Annotated in this window: 6 protein-coding genes; all 6 read left to right on the plus strand. The window is 74.9% G+C overall.

The window, feature by feature from the left end:
• Positions 1–61 precede the first annotated feature (61 nt).
• The 6 genes from AB0M79_RS05035 (at position 62) to AB0M79_RS05060 (ending at position 12,965) form a co-directional block, all read left to right on the plus strand.
• Complete coding sequence (locus AB0M79_RS05035; protein WP_364207910.1) at positions 62–847, plus strand: SAM-dependent chlorinase/fluorinase; 786 nt, start codon at positions 62–64, stop codon at positions 845–847.
• Between the two features lie 48 nt (positions 848–895).
• Positions 896–1,135 carry a CPCC family cysteine-rich protein gene (locus AB0M79_RS05040; RefSeq protein ID WP_364207911.1) on the plus strand — a complete coding sequence of 80 codons (240 nt, stop codon included), beginning with the start codon at positions 896–898 and terminating at the stop codon, positions 1,133–1,135.
• A 247-nt stretch (positions 1,136–1,382) separates the two neighbouring features.
• Positions 1,383–1,592, plus strand: coding sequence for an MbtH family NRPS accessory protein (locus AB0M79_RS05045; RefSeq protein ID WP_357536062.1), 210 nt, complete (start codon positions 1,383–1,385; stop codon positions 1,590–1,592).
• 689 nt (positions 1,593–2,281) lie between these two features.
• Positions 2,282–8,302, plus strand: coding sequence for an amino acid adenylation domain-containing protein (locus AB0M79_RS05050; protein ID WP_364207913.1), 6,021 nt, complete (start codon positions 2,282–2,284; stop codon positions 8,300–8,302).
• The gene (locus AB0M79_RS05055) at positions 8,299–11,589 is read left to right on the plus strand and encodes an amino acid adenylation domain-containing protein (protein ID WP_364207915.1); all 3,291 of its coding nucleotides are present in this window, start codon (positions 8,299–8,301) and stop codon (positions 11,587–11,589) included. Before AB0M79_RS05050 ends, AB0M79_RS05055 begins: the two co-directional genes overlap by 4 nt.
• Complete coding sequence (locus AB0M79_RS05060) at positions 11,586–12,965, plus strand: NAD(P)/FAD-dependent oxidoreductase (protein WP_364207917.1); 1,380 nt, start codon at positions 11,586–11,588, stop codon at positions 12,963–12,965. Before AB0M79_RS05055 ends, AB0M79_RS05060 begins: the two co-directional genes overlap by 4 nt.
• Positions 12,966–12,970 lie beyond the last annotated feature (5 nt).

Genomic DNA, 12,970 nt, shown 5'->3' on the forward strand with positions numbered 1-12,970 from the left:
GGGCCGGACCGCCGGCGGGCAGGGGGCGACGGGCGGGCGCGGGCGCGATAACGTTCCGGTCATGGTCGACTACCCCGTGATCAGCCTCACTACCGACTTTGGACTGTCCGACGGATTCGTCGCCGCCTGCCACGGGGTGATCGCCGGCCTGGCGCCGGCCGTACGGGTGATCGACGTCACCCATCTCGTCGATCCGGGTGACATCACCCGGGGCGCCGTGGTGCTCGCCCAGACCGTGCCGTTCCTGCCGCCGGCGGTGCACGTGGCGGTCGTCGACCCGGGCGTCGGCACGGCGCGGCGACCGGTGGCCGTACAGACCCCGGGCGGGCTGCTGGTCGGGCCGGACAACGGCCTGCTGCCGTGGGCCGCCGACGCGCTCGGCGGGCCGACCGCCGCGGTCGAAGTGTCCAATTCGGACTGGTTCGTGGGCGTGTCGCGGACCTTCCACGGCCGGGACGTCTTCGCGCCGGTCGCCGCCCGGCTCGCCACCGGGGCGTCCCTGGCCGACGCCGGTCCGGCCATCGACCCGGCCGGCCTGGTGCGGCTGCCGGAGCCGGCGGTGTCGGCCGGCGAGGGCTGGCTGGAGTCGCAGGTGCTGACCGTCGACCGGTACGGCAACGTGCAGCTGGCCGCGTCCGGTGCGGCACTCGACGCCCTGGGGTCGCGACTGCGGGTCGGCGGCATCCGGGCCGTCCGGGGCGGGACGTTCGGCGACACCCACCCGGGTGGCCTGGTGGTCTACGTCGACTCCGCCGGCCGGGCCGCGGTGGCGGTCAACGGCGGGCGGGCGGCGGCGGTGCTCGCGGTCCGCCCCGGCCACGTCGTACGACTGGTGACGGTGCACTGACCGGAGGTGCGCTGCGCGCCCGATCGCTTACTGTGAAAGGCTTGTGAGGTGGATACGACTCCGATCACCAAGTGTCCATGTTGCAGCTACCGGACCGGCTGCCTGACCTGTCCGGTGTGTTTCTGGACCGACGACGGCCAGGGTGACCATGATGCCGACGTGGTCCGCGGCGGCCCCAACGGCGATCTGAGCCTCGCCCACGCCCGGCTCAACTTCGCCATCTACGGCGCGAGCCACGAGCGCTACCGGGAGACCGTCCGGCCGCCCCGGATCGACGAGTACCCGTGACCGGCCCGGTGCGCCCGCGGGCGCACCGGCCGCTTCTCCACCCCGCCCCCGAGGTTTGCCCGGCCCTCGCCCGCCGCCCTGCGGCAGGCGGGGGCCGGCGGTCGCGTGGCAGGTCGACGGTGGTCGCCCGACAGCCCGGGGCACGCCGATCCGGGCGACCGTCCGTCGGGTACAGACAATCGCGAATTCGTCGATGTACAGTCTCGGATATCGCTTCACCGTTTCAGCGAAGAATCCCGGAGACATGATGGAAGAACTCGAAGACCGCCGCCTTTACCACGTGGTCGTCAATGACGAGGAGCAGTACTCGATCTGGGCCGACGGATCCGAGATCCCGGCCGGCTGGCGCACCACCGGATTCAGCGGCGACCGCGCTGCCTGCCTTGCCCACATCGAAGAGGTCTGGACCGACCTGCGTCCGCGCAGCCTTCGGGAATGGGCCGCGAGCAACATCTGAACGCGGCGCCCACCAGCTCGGATCGACCGCGACACAACCGTCCGTCCGCTCCTTTCCGGAGCCGGACAACCGTCGACCGGCCACCTCGACCGACGTTTCGTCGCACCGGTGACCGGTTGAACCGCAATCTGCCCCCAAAATGCAGTTCCCGTAACCGTAGTCCATGCGCGCAAAGCCGTCGCGCCAACCCCGCGGGTCCGCCACCCCTCGCCGGACCCGCGGGCCGGGGCCCCTCTGTCTCAGCTCGTTCACCAGGTGTAACAGCAAGATCGGACATCCCACCCCTAGCCGACAAGATCAGGACAGCCGGGTTGACCGGTCAGCCCTCCCGTCGGGAACCGTACGGCCGCCGCATCGCCGCCGAATGGCCGACGCAGGACAGGACAAACGGTCAAACGCACAAAGCGGGATAGCTCAGGCACCTAAGTGAATTTCCTGACTCTTAGCTCAGTTCTCGCCACATCGGCAGATGTCCACATTTCAGCAACACATCACAACATCGACGGAACCAATGTCACCCGCTAGAACAGTGGTTGACACAGGTGAATGGTTCTCGTAATTTCTTGTCAGGCCCGCCGTGGGCCTATCAATCGTTCGGCAATGCCGCAGCCCGGCCGCAAGATTTAACAATCTTCCGCGCCGGTTCAACGGGGTGTTCGGCAAGCAGTCATCAGATAGGGATCCAAACTGTGCGAAGCACGCCCCTCGACACCGTCGTCGACGATCGGTACAACACCGTCACGCTCCAGCCCGGCATGTTATTCGCGCACAGTTACGAACCCCGGTCCGGCATCGACATCATCCAGGTGGTCGTCGACTGGCCGCTGCCGCTGGACGGCGCGGCGATGCGGACCGCGTGGCAGCACGCCGTAGATCGCCACCCCGTCCTGCGCACCGCGTTCACCTGGCCCGACGACGGCGAGCCGGTGCAGGAGGTGCTGCCCCGGGTGACGCTGCCGGTCGCCGCACTCGACTGGACCGGCCACGCCCCCGACGGCGCCGACGAGCGGCTGGCGGCGTTCCTCGCCGACGACCGCGCCGCCGGGGTCGACCTCGCCACCGCACCGCTGGCCAGGCTCGCGCTGATCACGCACGGCCCGGGCCGGCACAGCATCGTCGTCACCTTCCACCACGCGATCCTCGACGGCCGCTCGCTGCACATGCTGCTCGACGAGGTCGTCGCCGAATACGACGCGACGACCGCCGGGCAGGCGTACGAGGCCCCGACCCGGCCCGCCTTCCGCGACTTCGCCACCTGGGCCGGCACCCGCGCCACCGACGCCGACCGGGAGTTCTGGACCGGCCGGCTGGCCGGCGTACCCCTGCCGACCGCGCTGCCGCTGGCCAACGCGCCGGTCGGCCCGTCGGCCCGGCCCGACCCGTCCCGCGAGACGACGCTGACCCTGACCGCCGCCGAGACGGCCGCGCTCAACGAGGCCGGCGCGGCGGCCGGGGTGCCGCTGAGCACCCTGGTCAACGCCGCCTGGGCGGTGCTGCTGCACCGCTACAGCGGCAGCGACGACGTGGTCTTCGGCGGCACCCGCACCTGCCGCCGGGGCACGGTCGACGGCGCCGAGCTGATGATGGGCCTGCTGATCAACACGGTGCCGCTGCTGATCCGGGTCGCCCCGGACCGCACGGTCCGCGACTGGCTGGCCGACGTACGGCGGCAGATCGACGCCGTACGCCCGCACCAGGTCGCCCCGCTGCCGCAGATCCAGCGCTGGACCGGGCTGCCCGCCAACACCCCGCTCTTCGACAACCTGCTCATGTACGAGCACCGCGACCTGCAGGCGGCGCTGCGCCGGACCATCCCCGACTGGGGCGACCGGTCGGCGCGGGTGCACCGGCGACCCGCCCCGCCGATCACGGTCTGCGTCTTCGGCGAGCCGACCGTACGGGTCCTGCTCTACCACGACCGGCGCCGGCTCACCGACGGCGCCGCCGACGCGATGCTGCGGCAGTTCCACACCATCCTCGTCGGGTTCGCGGCCGGGCTCGACCGCCCGGTCGCCGACCTGCCGCTCCAGGACGCCACCGACCGCGCGCTGCTGACCGGCGCCTGGGCCGGCCTGCCCGCGCCGTCCACCTCGGACACCCACGACGCCGACCACCCGGTCGCCGCCACCGTCCCCGATCTCGTCGCCGCGCAGGCCGGCTGGCGCCCCGACGCCGTGGCGGTCAGCGCGCCCGACGGCGAGCTGACCTACCGGGAGCTGGACGAGCGGGCCAACCGGCTCGCCCACCTGCTGCGCGCCCACGGCGTACGCGTCGACGAGCCGGTCGCGGTCGCCCTGCCCCGGTCGCTCGACCTGATCGTGGCCCTGCTCGCCGTCCTCAAGGCCGGCGGCGCCTATCTCCCGCTGGACCCCGACGACCCGCCGGCCCGGACCGGTCGGTTGCTCGCCGGCAGCGGCCAGCCGCCGGTGCTGGCCGCCGGCCCGGTACCCGGCGCCGACCGGGTGCTGCGCCTCGACGAACTCGCCCCGGCCCTGGCCGACCAGCCGGCCACCGCGCCGGCCACCCGGCCCCGGCCGACGAGCCTGGCGTACATCAGCCACACCTCCGGCTCGACCGGGCGGCCGAAGGGCGTCGCCGTACCGCACGCCGCCGTGGTCCGCCTCGTCCACGAGCCGGGCTACCTGCGGCTCGGTCCCGAGGAGACGGTGCTGCACCTGGCCCCGGTCGCGTTCGACGCGGCCACCCTGGAGATCTGGGGGGCGCTGGGCAACGGCGCCCGGCTGGTGGTCGCCCCGCCCGGCCCGTTCGGCGTCACCGACCTGGCCAAGCTGCTGCGCGGCGAGAAGATCAGCGTGCTGTGGCTGACCGCCGGCCTGTTCCACCAGGTCGTGGAGTTCGACCCGGAGTCCCTCGCCGGGGTCGGCCAGCTGCTGGCCGGCGGCGACGTGCTCGCCGCCAGCGCGGTCCGCCGCGCCCTGCGGGTCCGCGGCGGGGCACCGCTGGTCAACGGGTACGGCCCCACCGAGAACACCACGTTCACCTGCACCCACGTGCTGACCGACCCGGCGGCGGTGCCCGACCCGGTGCCGATCGGCCGGCCGGTGCCCCGGACCACCGTCTACGTGCTCGACGACCAGCTCCGCCCGGTGCCGGTCGGGATGCCCGGCGACCTCTACACCGGCGGCGACGGGCTGGCCCGCGGCTACGTCGGCCAGGCCGCGGCCACCGCCGCGGTGTTCCTGCCCGACCCGTTCGACCCGCGCCCCGGCTCGCGGATGTACCGCACCGGCGACCGGGTGCGCTGGCGGCCGGACGGCACGCTGGACTTCCTCGGCCGGGCCGACGAGCAGGTCAAGATCCGCGGGTTCCGGGTCGAGCCGGGCGAGGTCGCCGCCGTACTGCGCGACCACCCGGGCGTCGGTGACGCCGCGGTCGTCGTCGACGGCACCGGCGAGCAGCGCCGGCTGCTCGCGTACGTCACCCCGCGCCCCGGCGCCGCCGCCCCCACCCCGGACGACCTCGCCCGGCACACCGCCGACCGGCTGCCCGGGCCGCTGCGGCCGGCCGCCCACGTGGTGCTGAGCGCCCTGCCGCTCAACCGCAACGGCAAGATCGACAGGAGGGCGCTGCCCGCGCCGGCGGCACCGGCCGCCGACCGCCCGGACTGCGCGACGCCGCCCACCGACCCGACCCAGGCCGGGCTGGCCGCCACCTGGGCGCAACTGCTGGGCACCGCGCCGGGAAGCGCCGACGACGACTTCTTCGCCCTCGGCGGCAACTCGCTGCTGGCCACCCGGCTGACCTTCGCCATCGCCGACCGGTTCGGCGTCGAGGTGCCGGTCCGGGTGGTCTACGAGCGGCCGAGCCTGGCCGCCCTGTCTACCGCGATCGACGAGCACCTGGCCCGGCCGGCCACCCCGGTCGAGGGCGTGGTCCGGCGCGACCGCGACCGCTACCGGATGCCCGTCCCGGCCGCGGCCACCGCCGCGCCGACCGCGACCGCCCCGGCCGCCGCCGGGCCCATCCCGACCGCCGCGCCCACCCCGACCGTCCCGGCCACCGCCGGGCCCGCCCCGACCGCGCCCGCCGCGGCCACCGCCGTACCGGGCCCGACCGCCATGGCGGCGCGGCGGACCGGCCCCGGGTCCCCGGCACCCGACGGCGTCCCCGGCCACCTGGTCAAGCCGACCCCCGGACCGTGGGCGATGTGGCGGTGGGTCGGGCTGCGCGCCGCCGGCTTCCCGCTCGACCTGCTCACCGCGCTCGGCGACGTCGACCTGGTCGCCGCCGCCGACGCGGTGCTCGCCGCCGAGGACCACCTCGACACCGCCCGCCGCGACCTCGCCGACCGGCTGCGCCGGGTCCGCGCCGCCGCGCCGGCCGACGAGCGCGCCCGCTGGAACCGGGCGATCCGGCAGGGCCGGCGCGACGCCGCACCCGATCCGCTGCCCGACGGCGCCGAGGAGGTCGACGGCGGTGCCCTGGTCCGCGCCCACACGACGGTGGTGGCCGCGTACGCCGGGCTCGACGCCGCCCGCGACCGGTTCGACGCCGCCCACCGGCGGGCCGCCGCCGGCCGCTCCGAGGCGCTGCGCGCCGCCGCCGCCGACCCGCTCTTCCGGGAGGCGGTGACCTGGCAGAACCGGCACGCGCTGCGGACCGGGATCGACGCGGTCCGCACCGCCGACGGCGGCACCGGCTCCAAGCACCGGCAGCACGAGGCGCTGGTCGCCACCTACCTCCAGCGCTACTGCGTCAAGAACGACACGATCGGCTTCTTCGGTCCGGTCGGCTGGGCCCGCGTCGACGAGCAGGATGAACCGGTACGTGTCCGGCACGGCGCCGCGCCGCTGGCGAAGCGTACGGTCTACTTCGAGAACTGGGCGGTGGCCGAGGCCGCGGCGGCGCTGGTCGCCCGCGAACCCCGGCTCGGCCCCTGGCTGATCCCCCGCCGGCTGCCCTACCTGACCGTGGTCGACGGGCAGTTCGCCATGCCCCTGACGCCGCCCACGCCGCTGCCGCCGGGTGTGGCCGAGCTGCTGCTCGCCTGCGACGGCAGCCGTACGGCCCACGAGATCGCCACCGCGCTGCTGGCCGCCGGAACCCCGGGGCTGACCGGCCCGGAGCAGGTCTACCGGCTGCTGGGCGAGCTGCGCGACACCAAACGGATCACCTGGTCGCTGGAGGTGCCCAAGGAGGACCTCTTCGCCGAACGGGTGGTACGCGCCCGGCTCGCGGCGGTCCCCGACCCGGCGCTGCGCGAGCCCGCGCTGGCCGACCTCGACGACCTGATCGCCGCCCGCGACGCGGTCGCCGGCGCGGCCGGTGACCCGGAGGCCCTCGGCGCCGCGCTGGCCGACCTCGAGGAGCGGTTCACCACTTTGACCGGCAGCGCCGCGACCCGGCGGGCCGGCAAAGTCTACGCCGGCCGCACGCTGGTCTACGAGGACTGCCGGTCCGGTACGCAGGTCAGCCTCTCCCCCGAGCTGGCCGGCACGCTGTGGCCGACGCTGAGCCTGCTGCTGGAGAGCGCCCGGTGGTTCACGTTCGCCGGGGCGGCCCTGTTCCGGCGGGCCTGCACCGAGCGCTACCAGGAGCTGGTGAAGCGGACCGGGTCGACGTCGGTCCCGTTCGGCGACTTCTGGCTGTGGGCCAACGACCTGCTCTTCGACCTGCCGGAGAAGCTGATCGCCCCGGTCACCCGGGCGCTGCAGGACCGCTGGGCGCGGATCCTGCCGGCGGCGGTCGACCACCGGATCACCACCACCAGCGCCGAGATCCACGACCGGGCGATGGCCGAGTTCGCCGCGCCGCGCCCCGGCTGGATGGGCGCCTACCAGCACAGCCCGGACGTGATGCTGGCCGCCGACGGTCCGGACGCGATCGCCCGGGGTGACTTCCGCTGGGTGGTCGGCGAGGTGCACCCGGGCGTCAACACGCTGCGCTCGGCGCTGTTCGTGGCCCAGCATCCCGACCCGGAGCAGTTGCGCGCGGCGATGGCCGCCGACCTGCCCGACCAGCGGCTGGTGCTGGCCGCCACCGGCGAGGAGGGCGGCGCGCCGGCCCGGATCACCGACAAGCTGATCATCGGTCGGGACGTCCGGCTGGTCTTCGGGCACGACAGCGGCGGCCTCGACCCGGCCACCGCCGTGGCGGTCGCCGACTGCGTGCTGGAGCCGGTCGACGGGGTGCTGACCGTACGCAGCCGCGACGGCCGCTACCGCCTGCCGCTGACCGAGGTGATCGGTGAGCCGCTGATGCTCCAGATGATCCAGCGGTTCGACATCCTGCGCCCGGCCGACCACCAGCCCCGGGTCACCGTCGACCGGGTGGTGCTGGCCCGGGAGAGCTGGCGGTTCACCGCCGCCGACCTCGACTTCGCCCGGGTCGCCGACGAGGGCGAGCGGTTCCGCGCGATCCGCCGCTGGCAGGCCCGCGTCGGGCTGCCCCGGCACGTGTTCGTCAAGACCCCGGTGGAGAAGAAGCCGTTCCACCTCGACCTCGCCAGCCTCGCCTCGGTCGACGTCTTCTGCCGGGCGGTCCGCCGGACCGTCGACGGGGCGGGCGACACCGCGACCCTGCGGCTGAGCGAGATGCTGCCCGGCCCGGAGCAGTCCTGGCTGACCGACGCCGAGGGCCGGCGCCGGACCGCCGAGCTGCGCCTGGTCGCGGTCGACACCCGTACGCCCGCCGCACCGACCACCACCGCCGCACCATCCGGTCACCCCGGGGAGAGGCCGCCCGCATGAGCGCCGCCGAGACGTTCGTCCTGCCCTCGTCGTTCACCCAGCGTCGACTGTGGGTCATCGACCAGATGGAGCCGGGCACCGCCACGTACAACATCGCCTGGGCGGTCGACCTGACCGGCCCGCTCGACGTGGCGGCGCTGTCGTCGGCGCTGGGCTGGCTGGTCGACCGGCACGAGGCGCTGCGTACCCGTTTCACCGCCGTCGACGGCGAGCCGGCCCAGGTGGTCGGCCCGCCGTGGCCGGTCGAGCTGACCGTGGTCGACGCCGCCACCGCCGGCCCGGACGGTGCGGCGGACCCGGTACGCGAACTGGTCGACGCCGCCGGCCGTGAGCCGTTCGACCTGGCGGCCGGCCCGCTGACCCGGTTCGGGCTGATCCGGCGCGGCCCGGACGACCACGTGCTGACCGTGGTCATCCACCACTCGGTCGCCGACGGCTGGTCGTTCGGCATCCTGTTCGGCGAGTTGGCCGCCGGCTACCGGGCGGCCGTCGGTGGCGGCGTGCCGGACCTGCCCCCGCCGCCGGTGCAGTACGGCGATTTCGCCGTCTGGCAGCGCGAACAGTCCGAGCGTGGCGCGTTCGACGCCGACCTGGACTTCTGGCACGAGGCGCTGGCCGGCGCGCCGACCCTGCTCGACCTGCCCGCCGACCGGCCCCGCCCGGCCGAGCAGACCGCGCACGGACGGGAGCTGTCCTACCCGGTGCCGGCGGCGCTCGCCGGGCGGCTGCGCGAGCGCGCCGACAGCACCCTGTTCGCCGTGCTGCTGGCCGGGTTCCAGAGCCTGCTGCACCGGCTGACCGGCCAGGACGACCTGCTGGTGGCGGTGCCGGTGGCGGGGCGTACCCGGCCGGAGACCCGCGACGTCGTCGGCTTCTTCGCCAACACCCTGGCGCTGCGGGCCCGGTTCGACGGCGCGACGAGCTTCGCCGACGTACTCGATGCGGCGCGGGCGAGCGCCACCGCCGCGCAGACCCGGCAGGACGTGCCGTTCGACCGGATCGTGGACCGGTTGTCGCCCGAGCGCAGCCTGGCGTACGCCCCGGCGGTGCAGGTGATGTTCGCGGTCGACGAGCCGCCGCCGGTGGTGTCCTCGGCCGGCCTGCGGATCGCGCCGCAGCAGTGGCACAACGGGACCGTCAAGTTCGACCTGACGCTGACCGTCGACGTACGGCCCGAGGGACTCACCGTCCGGATCGCCTACCGGACCGACCTCTACGACGAGGTCCGGATCGACCGGGTCGCCGGCCAGTACCTGACCCTGCTCGGGGCCGCGCTGGAGCGGCCCGGCTCGCCGGTCGGCACGCTGCCGCTGCTGGCCGACGCCGAACGCGAGCGGATCCTGCACGGCTGGAACGACAGCGACCTGGCGTTGCCCGACGTCGCCTCGGTACCGGAACTGCTCGACCGGCACCCGGCGACCGACCCGGACGCCGTGGCGGTCGCCGGCCCCGACGGCACCCTGACCCACCGGCAGCTCGCCGAGCGCGCCAACCGGATCGCGCACCTGCTGCGGGCGCACGGGGTCGGACCGGACGTACCGGTCGGGTTGTCGCTGCGGCGCGGCACCGACCTGGTCGCGGCGATCCTCGGCGTGTGGCGGGCCGGCGGCGGCTACCTGCCGCTCGACCCGGCGCTGCCGGCGGCCCGGCTGGCGACGATGCTGCGCGAGGCCGCGCCGCCGGTGCTGCTGACCGACGCGTCCACCGCCGAACGGGCCGCCGAGGCGGTCGCCGGTGCCGGTGACCCGGTGCCGGTCGTGCTGCGGCTGGACACCGCCGACCTGGCCGGGCTGCCCAACACCCCGCCGGCCGTGGCCGGGCACCGCGACAGCCTGGCCTACCTGCTCTACACGTCCGGCTCGACCGGCACCCCGAAGGGCGTCGCCGTCACCCAGGGGTCGGTGGTCAACCTGCTGGCCGGCTTCGACCGGCTGCTCTGCCTCACCGCCGCCGACCGGGTCGCGGCGATCACCACTCCGGCGTTCGACATCTCGGTCGTCGAACTCGTCCTGCCGCTGCTGGCCGGCGCCCGGATCGAGCTGGTCGACGCGGCGACCGCGCTGGACGCGGCGGCGCTGCGCGACGCGCTCGCCGCCCGCGGGATCACCGCCGCGCAGGGTACGCCGGCCACCTGGCGGATGCTGGTCACCGCCGGGGGCGTGCCGGCCGGGGTGCGGCTGCGGATCAGCGGCGGCGAGGCGCTGCCGCGCGACCTCGCCGACGCCCTGCGCGCCGACGGCGCCACCCTGATCAACGGGTACGGCCCGTCGGAGACCACGATCTACTCGACGGCCGGCGCGGTCGGTGCCGACGGCCCGGTCGACCTCGGCCGGCCGACCGCCAACACCCGGATCTACCTGCTCGACGAGGCCGGCCAGCCGGTGCCGGAGGGCACCGTCGGCGAGGTCCACATCGGAGGGCTCGGGGTGGCGCGCGGCTACCACCGGCGGCCCGCGCTGACCGCCGACCGGTTCCGCCCCGACCCGTTCGGGCCACGGCCGGGCGGCCGCCTCTACGCCACCGGCGACCTGGCCCGCTGGGGGCCGGGCGGCCGGCTGGAATACCTCGGCCGGTCTGACCACCAGGTCAAGGTGCGCGGGTTCCGGATCGAACTCGGCGAGATCGAGGCGGTGCTGCGCGACCACCCGGCCGTCGCCGAGGCGGTCGTGACGACCTGGCGCGGCGACGCCGACGACGTCCGGCTGGCCGCGTACGTCCTCACCACCGCCCCCGGCACCGACAGCGCCGCGCTGTGGCCGGACGTACGGGCCGCGCTGGCCGGCCGGCTGCCGGACTACATGGTGCCGGCGACCCTGGTCGTGCTCGACGCGCTGCCGCGCACCGGCAGCGGCAAGATCGACCGCCGGGCGCTGCCGGAGCCGTCCTGGCGGGAGACGACCGCCGACGGGCCGGCCGGGGCGTCCAACCCGGTCGAGGAGAAGCTCGCCGAACTGTGGCGCGAGGTGCTCGGCCTGACCGAGGTCGGGGTGCACGACAACTTCTTCGCCCTCGGCGGGCACTCGCTGACCGGAACCCGGCTGATCGCCCGGATCCGGACCGCGTTCGGTGTCGAGCTGCCGCTGCGCAGCCTGTTCGCGGCACCGACGATCGCCGGGCTGGCGCCACTGCTCGACACCGCCGGCGGGCCGGGCCGGCCCGAACCGGTCACCGACCACATCGGATCGGCCAGCCGGGCCCCGGAGGACCTGCTCGCATCGCTCGACGACCTCTCCGACCGGGAGATCGACGAGCTGCTGGACACCCTGATCGCCGAGGAGGGCAAATGACGGACGGGCAGAACCCGTTCAGTCGCCAGGAACGGGTAGTCGTCATCGGTGCGGGCCTGTCCGGCTCGCTCGCCGCGGTCTACCTCGCCCGGCGCGGATACCAGGTCGACGTCTACGAGCGCCGGCCCGACCCCCGTACCGCGCCGGCCGGGCTCGGCGGCCGGTCGATCAACCTCGGGCTCTCCGCCCGGGGCATGCGGGCGCTGGACGAGGTGGGGCTGCTCACCGACGTACTCAAGCGCAGCGTGCCGATGCGCGGCCGGGTCGTGCACTCGCCGGACGGCGCGGTGCGGTTCCAGCCGTACGGGGTCCGCGAGCACGAGATCCTGCACTCGGTGCTGCGCGACGAGCTGATCGCGCTGCTGGTCGACGCGGCGGAGACGAGCGCCGGGGTCCGGTTCCACTTCGGCTGGCGGCTCACCCGGCTGGACCGCGACACGGCGACCGTCGAGGTGCTGCCCGAGGCCGGCGGCGACCCGGTCGAGGTGACCGCCGACCTGGTCGTCGGCGCGGACGGCATCCACTCGGTGGTCCGCCAGCACCTGCAGCGGGGCCTGCGGGCCGACTACTCGCAGGAGTTCCTGGAGTGGGGCTACAAGGAGCTGACGATCCCGGTCGGCGACGACGGCAACCCCCGGGTACGCCTCGAGGCGCTGCACGTGTGGCCGGGCGACTCCGCCATGATGGTCGCCCACCCCAATGTGGACGGTTCGCTGACCTGCTCGCTGTTCATGCCGCACGAGGGCCCGGTCAGCTTCGCGACGCTGGACACCCCGGAGGCGGTCCTCGGCTTCTTCCGGGCCAACTTCGCCGACGCCGAGGAGCTGATGCCGAACCTGGTCGAGGAGATCGCCGGGCACCCGGTCGGCCATCTGGTGACCGTACGGACCGCACCGTGGCGGCACGGCGACCGGGTGGTGCTGATCGGTGACGCGGCGCACGCCGTCGTCCCGTTCTACGGGCAGGGCATGAACTCGGCGTTCGAGGACTGCCTCGTCCTGGACGGCTGCCTGGCCCGGCACCCCGACCGGGCGGCGGCCCTGGCCGCGTTCGAGGCGGCCCGCAAGCCGCACACCGACGTGCTCGCCGACCTGTCGATCGCCAACTTCGTCGACCTGCGCGACCGGGTCCACAAGCCCGCCTACACCGCGCACGCGGTCGCCGACCGGCTGCTGTCCCGCCTGCTGCCGGACCGGTGGACCCCGCTCTACACGATGGTCGCCCACACCACGACGCCGTACGCCGACGCGCTGGCCCGGGCGAAGCGGCAGGACCGGATCCTGCGCGGTGCCACCGCGGCCGCCGGTGCCCTCGCCGCGCTCGGCGCGGTCACGACGATCGGAGCGGCGCTGCGGCGTCGTTCCCGGGGCAGGTGAGCGCG

The organism is Polymorphospora sp. NPDC051019 (assembly GCF_040683055.1).
GTDB classification, from domain to species: Bacteria; Actinomycetota; Actinomycetes; order Mycobacteriales; family Micromonosporaceae; genus Polymorphospora; species Polymorphospora lycopeni.

What these genes read in the sequence shown, in the direction of transcription:
- AB0M79_RS05060 (WP_364207917.1), top strand. Translation starts at nt 11,586, where the DNA reads ATGACGGACGGGCAGAACCCGTTCAGTCGCCAGGAACGGGTAGTCGTC.
- AB0M79_RS05045 (WP_357536062.1), top strand. Translation starts at nt 1,383, where the DNA reads ATGGAAGAACTCGAAGACCGCCGCCTTTACCACGTGGTCGTCAATGAC.
- AB0M79_RS05055 (WP_364207915.1), top strand. Translation starts at nt 8,299, where the DNA reads ATGAGCGCCGCCGAGACGTTCGTCCTGCCCTCGTCGTTCACCCAGCGT.
- AB0M79_RS05035 (WP_364207910.1), top strand. Translation starts at nt 62, where the DNA reads ATGGTCGACTACCCCGTGATCAGCCTCACTACCGACTTTGGACTGTCC.